The organism is Mycolicibacterium elephantis DSM 44368, assembly GCF_004014805.1.
Classification (GTDB): Bacteria; Actinomycetota; Actinomycetes; order Mycobacteriales; family Mycobacteriaceae; genus Mycobacterium; species Mycobacterium elephantis.
The window spans coordinates 133,955-156,765 of the sequence record NZ_ATDN01000078.1; the positions used below are offsets into that span (position 1 = coordinate 133,955).

The window sequence follows — 22,811 nt, forward strand, 5'->3', positions numbered from 1 at the left end:
GCTGTCAGGCAACAGCTTTCGGATAAAGCCCGGAAGCGCTGGGCTCCGGGATGTTGCAATCAACTTTGGGATTCACACCCGCGTAGTTGAGCGGCCCGACGATGACCGTCAAAGCCACTCGCGCCGCCGTGGCGCAGTTCGCGTCGCCGGTCTGGAAATAGCCGCGTTGGTACGCGGCCAATACCCCGATCAGCAACCAAATGAGTACGACGACACCGATAACTCCTCGCATGCTGCGCCTCCGTCCGTGTGGGCACCGCCATTGACGTAGCGGCGAATTACCCTCGCGACAGTTGCGGTAAACCTTCGGGGCGCACCAACCCCGATCAAAGTTGTGCGGCGGGCGAAAACGCTGCCAGGAGCCACTCGCTCATCGCCTTGAGAAGCACGGCGCGGTTCTCGCGCCGGTCGATCTCGTGTCCGTCGTCGTCGAAAACCAGGTATTCCACGGTGCGGCCGAGCGCTCGCAACGCGTCGTACATTTGCTGAGATTCGGTGGGCGGCACGTTCGTGTCGTTCGCGCCGTGCACGAGCAGCAACGGGGCCACCAAGTCCTGCACCCGTTGCAACGGTGAGAGTTCTGCCAACAGGTCCTGGTCGCTGACGGGGTGGCCGTACTTGGGATATGCCGCCGCGGCGATCCACGGTTCGGTGGTGTGATACCAGGTGTTCAGGTCGCTCATCCCGCAGATGCTGATGCCCGCCGCAAACAGGTCCGGGTGAAAGGTGAGCGCGGCCTGGGTGAGATAGCCACCGTAGGACCATCCGCAGCACGCGATGCGGTCGGCGGGGGCGTGGCCGTTCTCGACGAGGAAGTTCACCGCGTCGGCGACGTCATCGATCGCGGCGAACCTGCCCTCTCTGTCGTCGGCGTGCATGAAACTGCGCCCTAACCCGCCGGATCCGCGCACGTTCGGCAGGAACACGGTGATCCCCGCCTCCAGCAACGCCGGAAAGAACTCGTTGTATCCGGGCCGGCCCTGACCTTCCGGCCCGCCGTGCAGGAAGAGCATCGCTCCGATCGGGTCCACTCCGTCGGGCGGCCGGAACAACCATCCGCTGAACTCCAGGCCGTCGCGGGCGGTGATGGTCTCCAACGTCGGGTCGGTGCTGACCGGCCCGAGGCTGGGTTCGCGGTCGACGAGTTCCCACTCCCCCGTCCGCGGGTCGACCAGTTCGACGGTCGGCGGGCTCGACGGCCCCTCGACCGTCATCGCCAACATCGACCCACCCGCGCTGATGCTCAGCTCACTGGCGACCATGCCGGGCAACGGAATCGGCTCGTGCAGCGTGTAGTCGGTCAGATCGAGGATCTGTAATTCGCTGGCGCCGTGAATATTCCACAGCATGGCCACCGTCGAGAGATCGTCGCTGACGGTGAACTCGTCGAGTTCGTGGTCGGGACGCTCGGCAACCACGTGATAGGCGACCCCGTCGGCCGTGACGGTCACCTCGAGCAGTCGCGCGTATTCGGCGCCGTTCTCGCTGCGGACGAGGGCGCGCACATACCCCTCGGTGCTGTCCTCGTCGAAGCTCGTCGCGGGTTGGTACCTCTCGGTGAGTTCGCCTTCAAGGCCCGCACGCAGCCGTCGAGGCAGGTGGTCGTCGAGGATGATCCCGGTGTCGGTGGTCGAGCCGGGATCGTATGGCAGCAGCACGGTCTCGATGCCGGCACGCAGCATGATGAGGTCCCGGTAGCCGCGCGGGCCGACACGCACCAGCGCCACCCCGGACCAGGCGTCGACCAGTCGCCCGCTCGAGCGGCGGTCCAGCACGGTCATCTCGCCGGTGGCGGGGTCGATCAGACACGACGTGCCCACGCCGTCTTCGCCGGTGAGGATCGCGGCCACCTGGGTGCCGTCCCAGTTGATCAACTCCGCGGTGCCCTCTTGGACGCCTTTGGGCCACGAGTCGATGCGTCGCGCGTCGCGGTCGTCGGGATCAGTTGTCACGACCCAGATCTGGCTGCGGGTACTGCCGTCCGGGGCGACCTCACACGCCAACCAATGGCCGTCGGCGGAGTGCATGACCCGAAGTACCGGCCCTTCGACGGGCAGTTCGACGTCACGCGAGGAGGACGCGCGCCAGCCGCGCAGGAAGCGCTGCACCGCGCGGGGGAAGCCGCCGTCGTCGACAAGGTGCGCGAACGCGGTCGCGTCCGGCGACATCGACGCCCCGTAGACCCGACGTACCTGTTGCCCCACCCCTCGTATTGTCCACGGGCAGGGTCCGACGGCGACCCGCCGCAGGGAAGTGCCAGGTCGCAGCCGCGCCCAGGGTGGGGGCCGGGGGGTTTGTGCGTCGCGACGACGGGGTTTGAGCGGCTGCCCAGGTACCCTCGCAGCCATGAGGTGGGCATGACCGATTCACCGCACCGCGGGGGCGAGGAGCAGGCGGGCTGGCGTGACGGTTCTGTACCGTCCCAGCCGCCGAGCGCCGGCTACCCGGGATATTCCGATCCGGCGTACGCGAGCCAGACCGGGTACGGACCCAGCTATCAGACGCCCGCGCCGACCCAGCAGCTGCCGTCGTACCCGCCCTACGGCTACGACCCGTATGCGACCGGCCAATACGGTCAGCAGTATCCACCCGGCCAGTCGCCCCAAGAGCCGCCCCAGGAGGAGCCCCAGGCGCCGCGGTGGTTGTGGGTGTTGGCCGGCGTCGCGGTGGTCACCGTCGTCGGTCTGGTCGTCGCCCTGGTCATCGTCAACGTGAACAAATCCCGGCAGGAAACCGTGGTGGCCCCGCCCTCGATGCAGGAGCCCAGGTTCACCACCCCGACGCCGACGACGTCGCCCCGGCCCACCATCCCGGTGGTCCCGGCGCCGACGGTGCCGCGCACGCCGCCGACCACCACCGTTCCCAGCCCCAGCCCGGGGGTGGCGGAGACAGTGGTCTACAACGTCACCGGGACCGGCCGCGCGATCAACATCACCTATGTCGATTCCGGCGGGCTGTTGCAGACCGAGTTCAATGTGCTGCTGCCGTGGAGCAAGCAAGTCGAATTGTCCGAGCCCGCAGAGGGTTCCGCGAGTATCAGCATCATCAACGTCGGCCGCGAGGTGTCCTGCTCGATCACCGTCAACGGTGTGATGGTGCAGCAGCGCACCGGCGCCGGGCTGACCATCTGCACCGCGCTCGGCTAACCCGTCGTCGCGCGGTGCGGTACCCGCACGGCCAGCATCCCCAGCAGACCCGCGAGCAGCACCACCAGCAGCCCGCCCATACCTGCGCGGTCGGTTCCGAACACGGCGATGAACGTGGAGAACAGAAACGGGGCCAGGTAGGAGACCGCGCGTCCGGTGGTGGTGTAGAGACCGAACGCGACGCCCTCCTTGCCCTCGGCGGCGATCCGCAGCATCAATGTGCGCGCGGCGGACAGCGTCGGCCCGATGAACAGGCACAACAACAGCCCACAGATCCAGAACGCGAGCGGCCCGGACGACGCCATCAGCGTGATGCCGACGGCGATCATCGCCGTCAGCGAGGTGACGATGACGGCCTTGGCCCCGAACTTGTCGTCGAGCAGTCCGCCGCCCACGGCCCCGACGGCCGCCACGACGCTGGCGCTCACGCCGAACAGCAGGACGTCGGCGGCCGAGACACCGTAGACGTTCACCCCCAGCACCGCGCCGAACGCAAAGATCCCGGTGAGCCCGTCGCGAAACACCGCGCTGGCGATCAGGTAGTACACCACGTTGTGGTCGCGTCGCCACTCGGCGATGATCTCCGTCCACAGCGTGCGGTATCCGCTGAAGAAGCTCGCCCTCGCGGTCGGCCGTTCGGGCCGCGGTTCCGAGCTGCGCACCGCGATGACGACGGGCAAGGCGAGCAGCCCGAACCAGATGGCGGTCAACAGCATTGCGGCCCGGACGTTTTGGCCGTCCGCCACCGCGAGGTTCAGCAGGCCGCGGGTGTCGCCCTCACCGGCGATGAAGCCGACGTAGACGACCAGCAGCAACACGACGCTGCCGAAATAGCCGAGACCGAAACCGAATCCGGAGATCTGACCGGATGTCTGCGGGGTGGACAGCTGGCGCAGCATCGCGTTGTAGGGCACCGTCGCCAGCTCGTTACAGGCCGATGCGCCCGCCAGCAGCAGCAGGCCGGGCAGCAGGAAGTGGTAATCCTCGCCGATCAGGCTCATCGCCGCGGTCAGCACGGCCGCGGCGCCGGTGAGCACGGCCAGGACGCGTCGGCGCCGCCACGGCGCGTCGACCCAGACCCCGGTGACCGGCGCCAGCAGGGCGACCACCACACCGGCGGCGCCGAGCGCCCAGCCCAGCCAGGACGCGGCGCTCGTGCCGCCGGGCAGGTCATCGCCCACCGCGTTGGTCAGGTAGACCGAGAACACGAAGGTCACGGCGATCGCGTTCAGGCCCGTCGCGCCGAAGTCCCACAGGGCCCACGCGAACACCTGCCGTTTGGCGGCTGTCTGTGGGTCCGCCGGGCGGGTGTCGCTCATGCTGGCCCACGATATAGTCCGGCGCATGCCAGTACCCGCTCCCAGCGCGGAAGCCCGAGCCGTCGTCACCGGCGCGTCGCAGAACATCGGTGAGGCGTTGGCCGTCGAGCTCGCTGCCCGTGGACACAACCTGATCGTCACCGCACGTCGCGAGGACGTGCTCACGGCGTTGGCCGACCGGCTGAGAGACCGCTACGGCGTCACGGTCGAGGTGCGTGCGGTGGACCTGGCCGACCCGACCGCGCGCACCGAGTTCTGCGACGAGTTGGCCACCCGCAACATCTCCATCCTGTGCGCCAACGCGGGCACGGCGACGTTCGGCCCGGTCGCCGAGCTGGATCCGGCCGGCGAGAAGGCTCAGGTGCAGCTGAACGTCCTTGGCGTGCACGACCTTGTGCTCGCCGTCTTGCCGGGGATGGTTCAGCGCCGCGCCGGAGGCATCCTGATTTCCGGTTCGGCGGCGGGCAATTCACCGATTCCGAACAACGCCACCTACGCGGCGAGCAAGGCGTTCGTCAACACGTTCAGCGAGTCGCTGCGCGGCGAGCTCAAAGGCGTCGGTGTGCACGTCACGCTGCTCGCGCCGGGACCGGTGCGCGAAACCCTGCCCGCCGAGCACGAGCAGTCGCTGGTCGAGAAGTTGATCCCCGACTTCTTGTGGATCTCGACCACCTACACCGCGAAGCTGTCGCTGGATGGCCTGGAGCACAACAAGATGCGGGTGGTTCCCGGGGTGACGTCGAAGGCGATGTCGGTGGCCAGCGGCTACAGCCCCCGCGCGATCGTGACCCCGATCGTCGGCGCGGTCTACAAGAAGCTCGCCGGCGGCTAGCTTTTCTTCTCTTCTCGCGAAATAGCATTCCGGGTCGTCGGATCGCCGAAATCACAGCCCGGAATGCTATTTCGTGGGGCCCGCGGCTAGCGCTAACGCCTGCGGCGGCGGCGCCCGGTGCCGAAGATGCTGCGGGTGATCTCGCGGCCGATGACGGTGCCCGCCGAGCGCATCGCGCTCTTGAACGCGGGGCTGTCCATCATCTTCTCCAGGAAACCGGGGTCCGCGGGCGGGGCGGGCATCGGCGGCGGCTCCACCTGCGGCGGCACCGGCACTTCCGGGGGCGCGGTGTCGGCGGGTTCGGGCGGCGGGGCGAGCTTGGCGGCCAGCCGTTCGTAGGCGGACTCGCGATCCACGGTCTGGCCGTACTCGGCCTGCAGCGGGCTGGCCTTGGCCGCGGCGGCGATCGCGTCGTTGCCGATGGTGTCCATCAACGACCGCGGGGCCCGCATCCGGGTCCAGGCCACCGGCGTCGGCGCGCCCTTCTCGGAGAGCACGGTGACGATCGCCTCGCCGATGCCCAGCGACGTCAACGCCGACTCCAGGTCGTACACATCGGTTTTCGGATAGGTGCGCACGGTCTTGGACAACGCCTTCTGGTCATCGGGCGTGAACGCGCGCAGCGCGTGCTGGACGCGCGCGCCGAGCTGGGACAACACGTCGTTGGGGACGTCCGTCGGCAGCTGGGTGCAGAAGAACACGCCGACGCCCTTGGAGCGGATCAGCTTGACGGTCTGCTCGACCTGTTCGAGGAACGCCTTGGACGCGTCGGAGAACAGCAGGTGCGCTTCGTCGAAGAAGAACACCAGCTTCGGCTTCTCGACGTCACCGACCTCGGGCAACGAGCTGAACAGGTCGGCAAGCACCCACATCAGGAAGGTCGAGAACATCACCGGCCGGGTGGCCTGGCTGCCGAGTTCCAGCAGGGTGATGACGCCGCGGCCCTGGTCGTCGCAGCGCAGCAGGTCCTCGGGCTCCAGCTCGGGCTCCCCGAAGAACGTGTCACCGCCCTCGGACTCGAGGTTCACCAGCGCGCGCAGGATCACCCCGGCCGTCGTCGTCGACACCGCGCCAAGCGATTTGAGTGAAGGCTTGCCCTCGTCGCTGGTGAGGTACTGGATGACCGACCGCAGGTCTTTGAGGTCCAGCAGCGGCAACCCCTGCTGGTCGGCCCAGTGAAAGATCAGGCCGAGGGTCGACTCCTGGGTCTTGTTCAGGCCCAACACTTTCGACAGCAGAATCGGACCGAAACTGGACACCGTCGCCCGTACCGGCACCCCCATCCCGCTGGTGCCCAGCGTGAGGAACTCGACCGGATACGCCGTCGGCGACCAGCTGTCCCCGGTGTCGGCGGCCCGCTGGTCGATCTTGTCGCCCGCCTCCCCCGGGCGCGAGAGCCCCGACAGGTCGCCCTTGACGTCGGCCATCAGGCACGGCACGCCGGCGGCGGACAACTGTTCGGCGATCAGCTGCAGCGACTTCGTCTTGCCGGTGCCGGTGGCGCCGGCGACCAGGCCGTGCCGGTTCATCGTCGCCAGCGGGATGCGGACCTGCGCAGACGGGTCGCAGACCCCGTCGACGACGACGGCTCCCAGCTCCAGGGCCGGGCCCTCGACGGCGTATCCGGAGGCGATCTGCTGCGCGGGGGTGCCTGTCGACTCAGTCGTCATGGTGGAAAACAGTACTGTGAGCGTCTGAGGCGAGCGAAGTGACGGGAAGAGCTGCTGTGCGCGATGAACTGGTGTGGATCGACTGTGAGATGACGGGGCTGGATCTGGCGACCGACCGGCTCATCGAGATCGCGGTGCTGGTGACGGATGCGGATCTCAATGTCCTCGGCGAGGGCATCGACGTCGTCATTCACGCCGATGAGCAGGCGTTGTCGTCGATGATTCCGGTGGTCACCGAGATGCACACCCGCTCGGGGCTGATCGAGGAGGTCCGGGCCTCGACCATCGACCTCGCGACCGCGGAGAAGATGGTGCTCGACTACATCCAGACGCACGTCAAACAGGCGAAGACCGCCCCGCTGGCCGGTAACTCGATCGCCACCGACCGCGGCTTCATCGCCCGCGACATGCCCAAGCTCGACGATTTTCTGCATTACCGGATGATCGATGTCAGCTCCATCAAGGAACTGTGCCGCCGCTGGTATCCCCGGATCTACTTCGGCCAGCCCGAGAAGGGCCTGACCCACCGCGCGCTGGCCGACATCCACGAGTCGATACGTGAGTTGCGCTACTACCGCCGCACCGCGTTCGTGCCCCCGCCAGGGCCTTCGACCAGCGAGATCGCGGCGATCGCGGCGGAACTGGGAACGAAGGGCGCCGACTCGAGCGTTACCGATTCGGCCGCAGAGCATCCGAGCGGATAGTATCGACGGCGCCGCAGCAGTACGCCGCGGCAATGGTGGCTGTAGTTCAGTTGGTAGAGCACCAGGTTGTGATCCTGGCTGTCGCGGGTTCGAGTCCCGTCAGCCACCCCGACTGGTCAGGGAGCAATTGTTCTGCTCCCTGACCTTTTTCGTTCGGGCTCAGACGCCGGCGTTGCCGGCCTTCCACGTCTCCCACGGGATGTTCCAGTCCCCGAGGCCGTCGGTGCCCGGCAGCGTGGAACCGACCGTGTTGATGACCTCGACGACGTCACCGCGCTTGGAGTTGTTGTAGAACCACTGCCCGTTGCTGGTGCTGACGTTGACGCAGCCGTGGCTGACGTTGCTGTAGCCCTGGCTACCCACCGACCACGGCGCCGCGTGCACGTAGATGCCGCTGTAGGAGATCTGGGTCGCCCAGTCGACCTCGGTGCGGTACCCGTTGGGCGAGTTGACCGGCACACCGTAGGTGGACGAGTCCATCACCATGTGCGCGCGCTTCTCCCCGACGATGTAGGTGCCGTTGTTGGTCGGCGTGCTGTTCTTGCCCATCGACACCGGCATGGTCTTGACGACCTCGCCGTTGCGCTTGACGGTCATCGTCTTGGTGTTGTCGTCGATCGTGGAGATGACCTCGTCACCGATGGTGAAATGCGTCGAGAGGTTCTCCTGGCCGTACAAGCCGTCACCCAGATCGACGCCGTAGGTGTTGACCGACACTTCGACCTTGGTGCCGGGCTTCCAGTAATGCTGTGGGCGCCAACGCACTTCGCGGTTGTTCAGCCAGTAGAACGCGCCATCGACCGGTGGCGTCGTCTTGATCGTGATCGCCCGCTGCGCGGCCAGGCGGTTCGGGATGTTCTCGTCGAACCGGATCGCCACGGGCTGACCGACGCCGACGACCTCGCCGTCGCTGGGCACCACGTAGGGCACCGTCAGGTTTTCCGGCGAGTGCGTTTCGAACGTCATCTGCCTGCTGGTGGCACCACCGAGGCCCATCGACTCCGCGGTCAACGTATAGCGCTTGTTGTAGCCGAGCGGTTCGGTGGTCGACCAGGTCAGGCCGTCGGGGCTCAGCTTGCCGTCAACAACGCGCCCGTTCTCGTTCACCATCGTGACCGAACCCAGCACGCCGGATTCCGCGCTGACGGTCACCGGGGCGTCGACGCTGACCCCCACCGCGCCGTCCTTCACCGAGGAGACGAGCTTGGGAATGAGCAGATCCCCGTACGGCGTTCCCTTATCAGCAATCACCTGGGGCTGAGGGGGCGCGGAATTGCTGCTGCAGGCAGACAGCCCCAACGCGACCACGGGGACCAGGGCGATGGCCGTCAGCCATGCACGACGTCGACGCGGACGGGTCACAGCACGGACCTGCCACATTGTTCTTTCCACCTCGCAGCCAGGAAGCACGGAGCAACGCTTCTCGAAACAGTGTATGGGCAAACTCGCCTGGAAGTCGCCTCGGCGGCCTCCCCCGACCACCGCCTGCGCTCGGGATTTCACCCTGCGCCAGAAGGCCTGTTATTGTCGCACACGCAGCGCCGTTAGCTCAGTTGGTAGAGCAGCTGACTCTTAATCAGCGGGTCCGGGGTTCGAAACCCTGACGGCGCACTCACCAGGGGTCGATCTTTCGACCCCTTCTTCTTTGTCCGTCTTCTGTCTGCCGGCGGCCCCGTTGCCGACCGGTCCCCCTCGGCCGCCTCCACGCGGTGTGAACCACGCTCGCCAAACCGTGCGGATTACGCACACGTAAATTACTCTGACCGATCGGTGGCCGCACCGCCCGAGGTGTGCTGGTGGCAGCATAAGCAAACTTATGCTTAAAATCACAAGCAGGGTCAAAAAGTTGCGGAAAAGACAGGCCCGGGACCGTGTTTTCGGGTTTTAAGCTGCTAGAAGGCAAAAAATTCTGCTAAAGTTCGGTTAGCTGACGGCAGGTTTTCAGCCTCGGCGTCGGCCGGATGGACAAAGAGACGGGGACTTAGCTGATGTCGCAGATAAGCGGATCGCTTACGGCAACCGCCGTGGCTTCGCATGCTGCCGACGAGGTAACTGGGGACAGCCCCATCGCCGTGCACAGCTGCAGCCGTCTCGGCCGGGTCGCCAATCCCCCGAGCTTCTCTTTCACCGACTGGTTCCGCGTCGCGCGTCGCCGGGGCTGACGGCCGTCAGCCGCGCTTGATGCGGCGCACCGCCAACACGACCAGCAACGCGCCCACGCCCGCCAGCGACATCGCCACGGCGGGTTTCTTGACGAACCGCACGGCACCGGCCTTGAGATCCTCGGCCAGCCTGCTGGGGTTGGCCCGCTCGGCCAGGATGTCCACGGTCGACGCCAGCTGATTACGCGCCTGGTCGATGTCCCGCTTGATGGTGTCGGGATCGCGGTCTGCCACTTGCGCCTCCAAGCCGCCTGAGAAGTCGCCACTCCACTTCGGAGCCTGCCGATTACCCTAGAGCAGCCCGCGCACACCCCAGCGCACCGGTCGACAAGAAGGGATGCCCAGGCGTGCCAAAGACACCGCGACTCGAGGTCGGCGACAAAGCACCCGCGTTCAGCCTGCCGGATGCCGACGGCAACATCGTCAAGCTCTCCGACTACAAGGGCCGCAAGGTCATCGTGTACTTCTACCCGGCGGCGTCGACACCGGGCTGCACCAAGCAGGCCTGTGATTTCCGCGACAACCTCGCCGAGCTCAACGAGGCCGGGCTCGACGTCGTCGGTATCTCCCCCGACAAGCCCGAGAAGCTGGCCAAGTTCCGCGACAAGGAGAAGCTGACCTTCCCGCTGCTGTCGGATCCGGACCGCAAGGTGCTCACCGAGTGGGGTGCATTCGGCGAGAAAACCATGTACGGCAAGACGGTTCAGGGTGTCATCCGCTCGACGTTCGTTGTCGATGAGAAGGGCAAGATCGAGGCGGCGCAGTACAACGTGCGCGCCACCGGCCACGTCGCGAAGCTACGGCGCGATCTGTCCGTCTGAGCCGGCCGTGCGCCTCACCGCGCGATCAGCTGGTTCATCCCGGGAACCCCTGTCTGCGAACCGCACTCACGGTCGAGTCGCCCGCGGATAACGGTGGACGACGAACACCTGTCGTGGCGGCACGGAGAACCCAGAAGCCCGGGATGAGCTCGTCGGCGTCGCCGTGGGCGGAGAGCATCCGCGGGTGAGGAGGCACAGTCCCAGGTGACCTTGTGCCCTAGCCCGATTCCTGTCGTGCGGACGATTCTGGTCGTCAAGTGGCACTGAGCGGAGGGACCAGACATGACGCGCAACCATCGCGAAGATGCTGGCACCCCGCGCGCGCTCAGTGTCGCCCTCGGATACGTCGGAGGCGGCCGTGAGAAAGCGTGAGATTCTCAAGTTCCTGTGCGGTTTTCTCGCCGGTGTCGGCGTGGTCCACGCGAATATCGGCTTTGCGATCGCGGCTGGACTGTTCAATGAGCCGCATTACCTCGGGAGAACGTGGAGCGCCGCTTCACTCTGGCTAGGTGCCGGGTTCTATCTCCTTGTCAGCATATTGCTCGGTTACCTCGGCTGGCGGAGCTCACCGAGTCGAACCAGTTAGCGGAGCCGCCCTTCTGCGCCGAGCTTCGCCAACAGCAGCGCCTCGGCGGTGGCGGCGCGTTCCAGCACGCCGAGATGCAGGCTCTCGTTGACGCTGTGCGCCTGTGTCGCAGGGTCTTCCACCCCGGTGACGAGGATCTTCGCCGACGGGAACGCCTCGGCGAACTCGGCGATGAAAGGGATCGACCCGCCGACCCCGGTGTCGACGGGTTCGGTGCCCCACGCCTCCCGGAACGCGGCCCGAGCGGCGTCGTAGACCGGGCCGGTGGCGTCGATCTGGTAGGGCTGCCCGAGATCGCCGGGTGTGACGGTGACGTGCGCACCCCACGGTGCATGCTTCTCGAGGTGACGCGTCAGCGCGGCCAGGTGTCCGGCAGCGTCGCCGCCCGGCGCGACCCGCATGCTGATCTTCGCCCTGGCCCGCGGGATCAGGGTGTTCGACGACTTCTCGATCGGCGTGGTGTCGATCCCGATCACCGTGATCGCCGGTTTGGCCCAAAGCCGTTGCGGCACTGAACCGGAGCCGATCTCCGACACTCCGTCGAGTAAGCCGGTCTCCCGCCGCAGCCGCTCGGGCGGATAGTCGACGTCGGCCGCCGTAGCCTCGTGCAGGCCCGCCACGGCGACGTTGCCGTCGTCGTCGTGCAGGCTGGCGAGCAACCGCGCCAACGCGCTGAGGGCGTCGGGCACCACGCCGCCCCACAGCCCGGAATGCAACCCGTGATCGAGGGTGGCCACCTCGACGACGCAGTCGGCGAGCCCGCGCAGCGACACCGTCAGCGACGGCACGTCGGTGCTCCAGTTGTCGGAGTCGGCGATGACGATCACATCGGCGGCCAACGTCTCGCGGTGTGCGGCCAGCAGCTTCGGCAACGACGGCGAACCGGATTCCTCCTCGCCCTCGACGAAGACGGTCACGCCGACCGGCGGGTTGCCCCCGTGCGCCCGGAAGGCCGCCAAATGCGTTGCGATACCGGCCTTGTCGTCGGCGGTCCCCCGGCCGTACAGTCGGCCGTCGCGTTCGGTCGGCTCGAACGGCGGCGAGTGCCAGTGGGTGTGATCGCCTTCGGGCTGAACGTCATGGTGGGCGTACAGCAGCACGGTCGGCGCTCCCGTCGGGGCGGGATGACGCCCGATGACCGCCGGCGCGCCGCCCTCGCTGATGATCTGGATGTCGCCGAATCCCGCTTCCGACAGCAGCTTTGCCACCGCTTCGGCGCTGCGGTGTACCTCCGGCCGGCGGGCCGGGTCGGCCCACACCGACTCGATGCGCACCAGGTCCTCGAGGTCGCGCCGTACCGATGGCAGCACCTCATGTACTCGTCGCACGAGATCGTCCATGCACTCGAGGTTAGTGGGTCGTCACCCCGGGCGAGCGTGCGCGAACTCGCGCTCTTGCGCGGCGTGTCGGCCTCAAACACGCACGCTCGCGGAAACCAAGAACCGGTCAGCGCTCCTCGAGGATGGCCACCGCCGCCGCCGTGTCGGCCTCGTGGGTCAGCGACAGATGGATCGTCACGTCCTTGAGATGCTCGGCGATCGCGCCGGTGAGCCGGACCTTGGGCCTGCCCCACATGTCGGTGATGACCTCGATGTCACGGTGGATGCCCTCAGGCAGCACCGGCCGCTTGGAGAACCGCGAACCCGACCACGCCTTGATCACGGCCTCCTTGGCCGCCCACCGCGCGGCCAGATGCCGTGCCGCCGACGAGCTCTTGTCGGCGGCGTCCCGACGCTCCCCGGGCGTGAACGTCTCGGCGAACACCGTCCCCGGCTGGTCAACCTGCTCGGCGAACTCGGGGATGGAAACCAGGTCGATTCCCACCCCGACTATCGCCATGACGCAGGCACATACACGTCGCCGTCGCCGAGGCGCGCCGCCGGGTCCAGCAGCATCCGGGCCTCCTGCCGCTTCTCCGGTTGGTCGGCGGCGAACCTGCGGTCGGCCGGCTTCTCGTACAGTGGCGGGCCGCCCGCGATCGCCGACGCCAACCGCAGTTGACCGGCCAGCACCCGCGCGTTGGAACGTTCGAGGTAGTCCTCACGCTCCTGGGGGCTCAGGGCGGCGAGGAACGCCTGCGGATGCACTAGCGCCACCAGGCCCGACACGTGCCCGAAGCCCAGGCTGGTCACCAGACCGGCCTTCAGCGGGAACTTGTCGCCGAACCTCAGGGTGTCGCGGAGCCAGACCAGGTGCTCGGCGCCGGCGAGCTCGTCGTCGACGCAGTCCAGGCTGCGGTTGGGCGGGATGACGCCGTCGCGCAGAATCTGGCACAGGCCCAGGATCTGGAACGCCGCGGCGCCGCCCTTGGAGTGGCCGGTCAGGCTCTTCTGCGAGACCACGAACAACGGGGCGCCGTCGGAGCGGCCCAACGAGTCGGCCAGTCGCTCGTGCAACTCGGTCTCGTTGGGGTCGTTGGCCAACGTCGACGTGTCGTGCTTGCTCACCACCGCGATGTCGTCGGCGCCGACGCCGAGCTTGGCCAGCGAGCGGGCCAGGTCGGACTGGCGTCCGCCGCGGCCGGCGCTCAGCGCGCCCAGGCCCGGGGCCGGGATCGAGGTGTGCACGCCGTCGGCGAACGACGACACGTAGGCGATCACCGCCATCACCGGCAGGCCCATCTTGAGCGCCAGATCCCCGCGGGCCAGCAGCAGCGTGCCGCCGCCCTGGCCCTCGACGAACCCGAGCCTGCGCCGGTCGTTGGCACGGGAGAACTTCGAGTCGCTGATGCCCCTGGCGCGCATCATCTCGGTGTCGGCGGTGGCCGCCATGTCGCCGAAGCCGATGATCGCCTCCAGCGACAGGTCGTCGTAGCCGCCGGCGACCACGAATTCCGCCTTGCCCAACCGGATCTTGTCGACGCCCTCCTCGACCGACACCGCCGCGGTGGCGCACGCGCCGACCGGGTGGATCATCGCGCCGTAGCTGCCGATGTAGGACTGCACGACGTGCCCGGCGAAGACGTTCGGCAGAACCTCCTGCAGGATGTCGTTCGGCTTGTTCCTGCCCAGCAGGTTGCCGTGATACATGGTCTGCATCGACGTCAGGCCGCCCATCCCGGTGCCCTGCGTGCTGGCCACCAGGCTGGGATGCACCCACCGCATCAGTTCGGTCGGGGTGAAGCCCGCCGACAGGAACGCGTCCACGGTGGTGACGAGGTTCCAGATCGCCAGCCGGTCAATGGAGTTCATCATCTCCTGGCTGACGCCGTAGACCATCGGGTCGAACCCGGTGGGGATCTGCGCTCCGACCGTGCGCGACAGCTTCGTCTTGCGCGGAACCCGAATCTCGGTGCCGGCCTTGCGGGTGACCTGCCAGTCACCGCTGTCGGGCACCTGCGAGATGACGGTGTGCTCCGGGTCGAATTGCACGAACGCCCTGGCCTCTTCCTCGCTGGACACCACGAACGTGAAGTCCTTGTCGAGGTACACCGAAACCAGCAGCGGCGCCGCGTGGTCCGGTCCGATGGCGCCGTCGTCGACGTACTCGCGGATGCCGACCCGCTCGAGCACGGCGTCGTGGTAGCGCTCCACCAGCTCGCCCTCGTCGACCAGGTCGCCGGTCTCGGTGTCGTACCAGCCGGGGGTCGGGTCGTCCTCCCACTTCACCAAGCCGGTGGTCCACGCCAGTTCCAGCACGCCTGCGGCCGACAGCTCGTTTTCGACCTCCATCTCGAAGCGGGTCCGCGACGAGCCGTACGGGCCGAGTTCGGCACCGCCGACGATGACCACCAGATCGGCCGGGTCGACGTCGAGGTCGTCCCATGCCGGCGGCGGCGCCGCGCGGTGGCCGCGCGGCGGAGACGGCAGGGCCCGGATCGTTCCGTGCTCCTCGGAGTCCTCCTCGGCCGACTCCGACACCATCTCCTCGCGGGCCTTGGCGCTGAGCTCCGAGAGGTCGAGGTCCACGTCGGCCAGCCCACCGGTGAGGTCGGCCTGCAGCGGCTCGCGGGCGGCGGCCACTTTCGCTTCGATGCCGCACAGCCCGAGCAGCATGGTCGCCATCTCGTCGGTGGTGTAGGTGGTCACGCCGGCCTGTTCGACGGCGTCGACGATCGCGTCGTTGTGGCCCATCAGCCCGGTGCCCTTGGTCCAGCCGATCAGCGCGTGCGCCAACGAGACCCGTTGCGCCCAAGACGATTCGGCCTTCCACCGGGTGACCAGCGCGTCCAGCGCGGACTTGGCCTCACCGTAGGCGCCGTCGCCGCCGAACATGCCGCGGTTCGGCGAGCCGGGCAGCACCACGTGCAGCCGCGCGGCGACGTCACGTTCCGCGCCGACATGCGACAACCCGGAGATCAGCCGCTGAACCGCCCACAGCAGCACCTTCATCTCCATCTCGGCGCGCGACCCGACATCGGAGAGGTCGCCGGCCACCCGGGGCGCGGCGAACGGGAACAGCAGCGTCGGGGTCAGCGCGTCCTTGATGTGGATCGACTGCGGCCCAAGGCTTTCGGTCTGTTCGCTGCCCACCCACGAGACCAGCGCGTCGATGTCGGTGTAGGACGCCATGTTGGCGGGCACCACCCACAGCTTGGCGCCGAACCGGGCGTGGTCGCGGTAGAGCGTGCGGTAGAACGCCAGCCGGTCGTCGTCGAGCTTCGACGTCGTCGCGATCACCATCGCCCCGCCGTCGAGGAGTTTGGCGACCACCGACGCCGCGATGGAGCCCTTCGACGCGCCGGTCACCACCGCCACCTCGTCGCTGTAGCGGCCCTTGCCGGGATTCTCGGCGCCCGCGGCGGCGCGGCCGTACAGGGAGGCGTGGATGTTACGGCCCGCGGCCAGCGCCTTGCCCTGCCACCAGGTGGCCTGCTTGCCGACGATGTGGCCGGTGCCCTCGAACCGCTCGGACAGCCGCGGCCAGTCGGCGTCGATCTCGTCCTCGTCCATCAACCACAGCTTGGCCAGGTCCTCGCGCGCACTGGCCCAGCGGTCGTCGAACAGCACCGCCTTGCGGGCGTCGAACACCGGAGCCACCAAACGCGGCCAGTCCGAACCCAATTCGGCCGTGACCAGATCGATCAGCTCGGCGTCGGTCGCGTCCGGGACGCTCGCCGGCGCATCGAGGCCGAGTTGGCTCAGAACGAGGCGGGCCGCCGACGCGAGCACCCCGTTGGGGCCGGTCACCTGCGCGGCGAACTCACCCAGCGCGGCCGAGTCGACCACACCGCCACCGCCGCCCGCGGCGGCCGCGGGCAGCGAAACGGCGACGCCGTGGCGCGCACCCACCGCGGCCACGGCGGCGTCGATCACCTTGTCGACGGTCGCCGCGTCCGCGAGCGCGCCGTCGTGCAGGCCACCCAGGTCACCGCCGCGCACGCTGGAGCCCTCCCGGGTGCCAAGCGCGACCTCGACCGTGACGTGCTTGACCCAGCCGTCGCCGAGTTCCCAGACCTTCTTGACCCGCTCGGCGATGTAGGCCGGACGCTTCCCGGACGGCCCGAGCACCGTGCGCAGCTGGTCATTGATCGCGTCGGAAAGCACTGGGCCGAACGGCTTGTAGGTCCGGGCCAGCTTGGTCACCTGTCCCTTCAGCCCGGCCAGATCGGCCTCGGCCGCGCCGTCGATGGCGCCGAGGTTCAGCTCCGAACCCAGGTCCACCAGCAGCTGGTTGCGTCGCGACGACGCGCCGTCGGTGATGGACTCGATGGAGTCCAGCGGCTCGATCTGGTCGATCCGCATCCTCGCCGACAACGCGATCAGCGCCATCGTGGCGTCCGACGCGTCGTAGCCGAGGTCGTCGGGCCGCGGCCCGCCCGAGGGTGCGGCAGGGGCCGTGGGAACCTCGGGCACCCCGACGGCCGGCGTCGCCTCGACCGCCTCGGGAGCGGGTGCGTCGTCCAGTTCGGGCTCCGGCTCGGGGTCGGTGTCGGTGGCGAACAACACCGCGGCGTCGCGCTCGGCGTTGAGCACCTCGGTGGTGTTATGGCTGTATTCCGGCAGCTTCAGCGTGTTCTGGGCCAGGCCCGCCACGGTCGGCGCCGACTTCACGCCGATCTCGACGAAGCGCTCGACACCGAGACCACCGGCGGCCTCCTCGATGAACAGCAGGTCCTGGGTCTCGATCCAGCGCACCGGGCTGGCGAACTGCCAGGCCAGCAACTCGATGACGATCTTGCGGCACAGCTCCTTGGGCCGCTCGTTGCGCCAGGTGTCGTAGTCGGCCAGCACCTCGTCGAGCGGTTCGGCGGGAACCAGTTCCCGGATCTCTTCGATGAAGTCACGGTCCAGCGTGAACGGGCGCGGCACCAGGTTCGGGATGTAGCGCCCGACAACCAGTTCCGGATCCGCTTCCTCGGGCATGACCCGTTCCAGAGCCCGCCGGAAATCGTTCACGCCGATGCGCAGCACCGAGGAGTGGAACGGCACGTCGATCCCGGGCACGAGGATGAAAGAGCGCTTGCCGCCGGTGATCTGGCGGCGCTTCTCGACTTCCTCCTCCAACGCCTCCAGCCCGGCGACCGTGCCGGCGATCGCATACTGCGAACCGCGCAGGTTGTAGTTCACGATCTGCAGGAACTCGCCTGTGCGCTGCGAGATCTCCTCGACGAAGGCCGGCACGTCGGCGTCTTCGAGATCGATCTGCGACGGGCGGATGGCGGCCATCCGGTAATTCGACCGGCCCTGCGCGTCGCGCGGGACGATGTCGTGCATCTTGGAACCGCGGTGGAACACCGCCTCCAGCAGGCCCTCGAGCTTGTAAACGCCGATGACACAGGCCAGCGCGGTGTACTCGCCGACCGAGTGCCCGCAGGCGATCGCGCCCTCGACGAACGCCCCCTGCTCGCGCATCTCGGCGACCTGGGCCGCGGCCACCGTCGCCATCGCCACCTGGGTGAACTGCGTCAGGTACAGCACGCCCTCGGGATGGTGGTAGTGCACGCCGGAGGCGATCAGGCTGGTCGGGTTGTCGCGCACCACGTGCAGCACCGAGAAGCCCAAGACGTCGCGGGTGAACTTGTCGGCGGTGTCCCACACTTTGCGGGCGGCCTTGGAACGCGCCCGCACCTCCATGCCCATGCCCTTGGACTGGATGCCCTGTCCGGGGAAGGCGTAGACGGTCTTCGGGGCGGCCAGTTGGGCGGTCGCCGACATCACCAGCTCGTTGCCGACGCGCGCGGCCACCTCGATCACCTCGGCGCCGCGGTCGATGCCGACGCGGTCGACGCGGAACTCGATCTCGTCGCCGGGCAGCACCATCCCGAGGAACCGCGACGTCCAGCCCACCAGGCGGGCGGGCGGCGTGGCCCTGCCGTCGGTTGCGGTGACCACGTGCTGGGCCGCCGCCGAGAGCCACATGCCGTGCACGATGGGCGATTTCAGCCCGGCGAGCAGGGCTGCGGCCCGGTCGGTGTGGATCGGGTTGTGGTCGCCGGAGACGACGGCGAACGCGCTCATGTCGGTGGGTGCGGCGACGGTGACGTCGCGGCGGCGGCGCCGCGGAGTGTCGGTCGCGTTGTCGGTCATCGCGCCGCCGGCCCGCGGCGGGTCGGCGAGTTCGGCCGCACCCGTGCGGCCGCGGATCGCGAACCGTTCCTCCAGTCGGGCCAGCACCGTGCCGTCGCTGTCGGCGATGTCGACCTGCACCGGGATGACGCGACCGTACTCGGTGTCGGTGGCCGTGGAAACCGTTGCGGTCACGGTCAATTCGGCCTTGGTCTTGGGCATCGGCTCGAGCAGGTGCGCGGCGTGGTCCAGGTGCACGAGGCTCAGCAGGCCTTCGACCACCGGGAAGCCGTCCTCGGTGGTGGCCGAACCGATGACCGAGAACACGGCCGGCCAGCAGTGCCCGACCAACGCGTCGGGCACCAGCGTCAGGCCCGGCGCCAGCGGCGCGCCGAACGTCGCGGTGACCCCGGTGTGGTCGGCGACCTGTTCGGGGTCCCAGTCCACGGTCACCGTCGCGGTGTTGCCCTCCACCGGCGGCAGCGCGTCGGGCGTCTGAACGCCCGCGGCGATCGCGAGGACCGAGCGCATCGCCGCCGACGCGTCCTCGACGGTGACCACCGGCATGCCGCCGTTGACCGTGCAGGGCGGCAGCGTGAACGGGATGTTGATCCAGATGTCGGAGAGCGGAACGGACAGCGTGACACCGTCGGCCCCGAGCTCGAGCCGGGCGCCGGTGGAAGCGTGTGTGGCGCTGGGCTTTCCGGGTACGTCGTTGACCTGCCACTCCTCGGGCGGGCCGATGCGGTGCACAGGGTTGATCGCGATGCGCCCCGCCCACAGCACGTCGGGCGAGTCCAGCACGACCGCCAAGGGTCCGGTGATGTCCGCGCGCGCGAAGCGCCGCGACACGACCGCCACGGGCCGACCGTTGGTGGAGAGCACCTGGTCGATCGCGGCCTGCTCGAAGCGGTCCAGCAACTCCCCGACCGGCTCGTCGACGCGGGTGATGCCTGCCACCGCCTGGATGCCCGGAATGATGCACACCTGGTCGGCCGAGTACCGCGCGTCGTGGGCCTGCCACAGCGAGTCGCTGCGCCACCAGCGCCGCACGTCCTTGTCGATGACCGGCACGAAGTTCACCGGCTTGCCGGGTGTCTTGCACAGCGTGATGAAGAACGGCACGTCCGCGGGGTGCAGCTTGAGCGTCTCGGCCTCCGGGTAGCGCGCCACCAGCGCGGCGATCGCCTGCTGCGGATTCTCCAGCAGCGCAAGGCCTTCGGTGTCATCGGAGCCCGTGTCGAACAGCGTCTCGATGGTCCCGGAGTCCTGCGGATGCAGCCGGGCCTCGGCACGCTGGAGCATCGCCGCGAACCGGTCGCGCCAGGTGTCGGCCAGCCACGGGCTGCCCGGCGCCGCGGTGTCGGCGGTGCTGTCGCCGTCACCGATCGCCAGCTCCACGTAGCGCTGCAGCCACTGCAGGTAGGTCATGTCGCCGACGTCGCCGAAGTAGGGCTTGCAGGTCTCGGCCATCGCCGCGATCAGTTCGTCGCGCCGCGCCGCGACGGCCTCGGCGTCGCCGGCGACCTCGTCCAGCAGCCGGCCGCACCGTGACGCGGCGTTGTCGATCTCATGGATGTCGGCACCGAGCTGGCTGCGCGAAGATGCCATGCCGCCCTGGGCCTTTCCGGCGCTGATCCAATGATCGGTGCCGGTGGTCTCGACGAGCATCTGCTTGACGGCCGGTGACGTGGTGGCCTCCAACGTCGCCATCGCCGCGGTGCCGACCAGGATGCCGTCGACAGGCATCGGTGGGTAGTTGTAGGCCTTGGCCCAGGCGCCGGACAGGTACTCGGCGGCCCGCTCCGGGGTGCCGATGCCACCGCCGACGCACACCGTGATGTTGTGCAGCTTGCGCAGTTCGGCGTAGGTCTCCAGCAGGAGATCGTCGAGGTCCTCCCACGAGTGGTGCCCGCCCGCGCGACCGCCCTCGATGTGCACGATGACGTCCTTGCCGGGCACTTCGGCGGCGATGCTGATCACCGATTTGATCTGGTCCACCGTGCCGGGCTTGAACACCACGTGGCTGATCCCGACGGTGTTGAGCTCATCGATGAGCTCGACGGCTTCTGCCAGTTCCGGGACGCCGGCGCTGACGACGACACCGTCGATCGGCGCACCGGACTGACGAGCCCTCTGCACCAACCGTTTTCCGCCGACTTGGAGCTTCCACAGATACGGGTCCAGGAACAGCGCGTTGAACTGCACGGCGCGCCCGGGCTCGAGCAGGTTGGTCAGCTCGGCGATGCGGTTCTCGAAGATCTCCTCGGTGACCTGCCCGCCACCGGCCAGCTCTGCCCAGTGCCCGGCGTTGGCGGCCGCGGCGACGATCTTGGCGTCCACGGTCGTCGGCGTCATGCCCGCGAGCAGGATCGGCGAGCGTCCGGTCAGCCGGGTGAACTTGGTCGACAGCTTCACCGAGCCGTCGGGCAGCGACACGGTGGTCGGCGCGAAAGTCGACCAGGCCGGGGGCACTTCGGGTTCGGCGCCGACGGTGAACAGGTTGCGCTGGCCCAGCCGGGTGGCGGCGGGCACCAGGCCGATGCCGAGCCCACGCACGATCGGCGCGGTCACCCGGGTCGCGGTGTCGCTCGGCCCCAGGTCGACGATCCATTTCGCGCCCGCGTCATGCAGTCGCTCGACCTCGGCCACCCAGTCGATGGGCCGCACGAAGATCGACTCGGTCATCTCGTGCGCCAGCTCGGCGTCGATCCCGCACTGCGCGGCCCAGCGGTCGACGAGCTCGATGCCGTCTGCCAACCGCGGGGTGTGGAAGCCGACCTCGACCTGCACACCGTGGAACTGCGGCGAGAAGACCGCGCCGCCGCGAAGCTTGTTCTTGCGCTCGGCTTCCTCCTTCTCGGTGATCTTCGCGCAGTACAGCTCGAAGCGGCCGAGTTGTTCGGGAGTGCCGGTGATGACCACGGACCGCCTGCCGTTGCGGATCGACAGCACCGGCGGAAGCACCGTTCGGACGTCCTGGGAGAACTCTTCGAGGAGTTCGGCGATGCGGTCCGGATCGACGTTGGTGACCGACACCATCGGGGATTTGTCCCCGCGCCCGACCATGCCGCGACGCCGCGAGACCAGCGAGCCAGCCGCGCCGATCAGCTGCAGCAGCGCCAGCAGCTCGGCGTCCCTGGCCCCGTTGGCGCGCAGCGACTCGCAGGCCATCAGACCCTGGGAGTGACCTGCCATCGCCACCGGCGGGCTGCCCTGCAGATCCAGGCCTTGGCGCGTCAACGCGCGAATGGCCGCCATCTGGGTCAGCAGGATGCCCGGGCCCGAGATCGCGGCGGTGATCAGTTGCTTGCTGGTGGGCAGCGGCTCTTCGGCGGCCAACGCCCGGACCCACTTCATCGGCTCGAATCCGATGGGGCGGACCACGACCAGTTCACGGGCCACCGGCTGCAGGAGCAGCTCCGCCTCACCGACCACCTCGCTGAGCTCGGACTCGATGCCGGCCGAGCTGACCAGTTCCTCGAGGTTCTCCAGCCAGGAGCCGCCCTGGCCGCCGAAGGCGACCGCATAGGGTTCGCCGGCGTTCAGCCGATCAACGAGGGCGTGCGTGCCCGCAAGGGCGGCCGAGTCCTGCGTCTTGCGGTCGGTGGGCACCCGGTGCTGCTCGTTGATCGTCACGTCGTGTTGTCTCCCTCGTCCCGCTTCTGCTGCTCGTCGTCGGTGGCTGTCGGCCTGATGATGTGGTGGCTCGCGCGCACGCGAGGCTCTGCGATTCGACGTCGAATCCCGACTGGTTCAGGTCTGTCCGGCCAGAGGGATCTCGCGACCGTCTCGCGGACTCTCCGGCCGTACTAAGAGTCTCATAAGAACCAGGCCATTCTGACAGCCGAAATGGTTACTAGCGAGTTCTACGCTTTAGTAACCGATAGTTCGGTAACGCGGAGTTCAGCGCGGGCAGAAGGCTTCTGGGACAAACGTCCTGCATGCAGGTGGTTACGGTCGAGTAGGGCTAATTTCCCTGATCAAGGCAGTATTGTTATCGAATCGTTATCTAAGATTTCTCGTCGCGTCCCGCCGTCCGGATCGGAGGCGAAAAAGGCGACAATCCGGCGAGAATTGTCTAGTGCGCGGCTCCAGCCACCTGTAGTTGTTTGCTGGCGTT

At 68.1% G+C, this 22,811-nt stretch carries 13 protein-coding genes and 2 tRNA genes; 6 read left to right on the plus strand and 9 right to left on the minus strand.

Features of this window, described 5'->3' with window-relative positions; genetic code table 11:
• Positions 1 to 4 precede the first annotated feature (4 nt).
• Both MELE44368_RS25435 and MELE44368_RS25440 read right to left on the minus strand, forming a co-directional pair.
• Positions 5 to 232 carry a hypothetical protein gene (locus tag MELE44368_RS25435; RefSeq protein WP_082933316.1) on the minus strand — a complete coding sequence of 76 codons (228 nt, stop codon included), beginning with the start codon at positions 230 to 232 and terminating at the stop codon, positions 5 to 7.
• Positions 233 to 326: 94 nt separating this feature from the next.
• Positions 327 to 2,168 carry an alpha/beta hydrolase family protein gene (locus tag MELE44368_RS25440; RefSeq protein ID WP_128111041.1) on the minus strand — a complete coding sequence of 614 codons (1,842 nt, stop codon included), beginning with the start codon at positions 2,166 to 2,168 and terminating at the stop codon, positions 327 to 329.
• A gap of 189 nt (positions 2,169 to 2,357) precedes the next feature.
• Here MELE44368_RS25440 and MELE44368_RS25445 point away from each other — a divergent pair, with 189 nt between their 5' ends.
• Positions 2,358 to 3,146 carry an MmpS family transport accessory protein gene (locus MELE44368_RS25445; RefSeq protein ID WP_128111000.1) on the plus strand — a complete coding sequence of 263 codons (789 nt, stop codon included), beginning with the start codon at positions 2,358 to 2,360 and terminating at the stop codon, positions 3,144 to 3,146.
• On the opposite strand, the gene MELE44368_RS25450 is transcribed toward MELE44368_RS25445, so the two are convergent.
• Positions 3,143 to 4,465: an MFS transporter gene (locus MELE44368_RS25450; RefSeq protein WP_128111001.1), complete on the minus strand. Its 1,323-nt coding sequence runs from the start codon at positions 4,463 to 4,465 to the stop codon at positions 3,143 to 3,145. The genes MELE44368_RS25445 and MELE44368_RS25450 overlap by 4 nt on opposite strands.
• A gap of 25 nt (positions 4,466 to 4,490) precedes the next feature.
• On the opposite strand from MELE44368_RS25450, the gene cmrA reads away from it, so the two are divergent.
• The gene (cmrA, locus tag MELE44368_RS25455; RefSeq protein ID WP_128111002.1) at positions 4,491 to 5,297 is read left to right on the plus strand and encodes a mycolate reductase; all 807 of its coding nucleotides are present in this window, start codon (positions 4,491 to 4,493) and stop codon (positions 5,295 to 5,297) included.
• A 92-nt stretch (positions 5,298 to 5,389) separates the two neighbouring features.
• Here cmrA and MELE44368_RS25460 read toward each other — a convergent pair whose 3' ends face one another.
• Positions 5,390 to 6,967 carry a helicase HerA-like domain-containing protein gene (locus MELE44368_RS25460; protein WP_128111003.1) on the minus strand — a complete coding sequence of 526 codons (1,578 nt, stop codon included), beginning with the start codon at positions 6,965 to 6,967 and terminating at the stop codon, positions 5,390 to 5,392.
• Positions 6,968 to 7,023: 56 nt separating this feature from the next.
• On the opposite strand from MELE44368_RS25460, the gene orn reads away from it, so the two are divergent.
• Entirely contained in the window at positions 7,024 to 7,671 is a 648-nt protein-coding gene (gene orn / locus MELE44368_RS25465; protein ID WP_128111004.1) for an oligoribonuclease, read from the plus strand.
• A gap of 35 nt (positions 7,672 to 7,706) precedes the next feature.
• A tRNA-His gene (locus MELE44368_RS25470) sits at positions 7,707 to 7,779 on the plus strand.
• A 51-nt stretch (positions 7,780 to 7,830) separates the two neighbouring features.
• On the opposite strand, the gene MELE44368_RS25475 is transcribed toward MELE44368_RS25470, so the two are convergent.
• Positions 7,831 to 9,051, minus strand: coding sequence for a L,D-transpeptidase (locus tag MELE44368_RS25475; protein ID WP_128111005.1), 1,221 nt, complete (start codon positions 9,049 to 9,051; stop codon positions 7,831 to 7,833).
• Between the two features lie 158 nt (positions 9,052 to 9,209).
• Between MELE44368_RS25475 and MELE44368_RS25480 the strand changes: the two genes are divergently transcribed.
• Positions 9,210 to 9,282, plus strand: a tRNA-Lys gene (locus MELE44368_RS25480).
• Between the two features lie 557 nt (positions 9,283 to 9,839).
• Here the strand turns inward: MELE44368_RS25480 and MELE44368_RS25485 are convergent.
• Complete coding sequence (locus MELE44368_RS25485; protein WP_128111006.1) at positions 9,840 to 10,067, minus strand: DUF3618 domain-containing protein; 228 nt, start codon at positions 10,065 to 10,067, stop codon at positions 9,840 to 9,842.
• Between the two features lie 113 nt (positions 10,068 to 10,180).
• Here MELE44368_RS25485 and bcp point away from each other — a divergent pair, with 113 nt between their 5' ends.
• Positions 10,181 to 10,654, plus strand: a complete 474-nt coding sequence (gene bcp, locus MELE44368_RS25490) for a thioredoxin-dependent thiol peroxidase (RefSeq protein WP_128111007.1) — start codon at positions 10,181 to 10,183, stop codon at positions 10,652 to 10,654.
• 582 nt (positions 10,655 to 11,236) lie between these two features.
• On the opposite strand, the gene MELE44368_RS25495 is transcribed toward bcp, so the two are convergent.
• The 3 genes from MELE44368_RS25495 to MELE44368_RS25505 form a co-directional block, all read right to left on the minus strand.
• Positions 11,237 to 12,580, minus strand: coding sequence for a dipeptidase (locus tag MELE44368_RS25495; RefSeq protein WP_128111008.1), 1,344 nt, complete (start codon positions 12,578 to 12,580; stop codon positions 11,237 to 11,239).
• Between the two features lie 106 nt (positions 12,581 to 12,686).
• Positions 12,687 to 13,079, minus strand: a complete 393-nt coding sequence (gene acpS / locus MELE44368_RS25500) for a holo-ACP synthase AcpS (protein ID WP_064892978.1) — start codon at positions 13,077 to 13,079, stop codon at positions 12,687 to 12,689.
• Complete coding sequence (locus MELE44368_RS25505; RefSeq protein ID WP_128111009.1) at positions 13,070 to 22,327, minus strand: type I polyketide synthase; 9,258 nt, start codon at positions 22,325 to 22,327, stop codon at positions 13,070 to 13,072. The genes acpS and MELE44368_RS25505 overlap by 10 nt, the downstream gene beginning before the upstream one ends.
• Between the last annotated feature and the right edge of the window lie 484 nt (positions 22,328 to 22,811).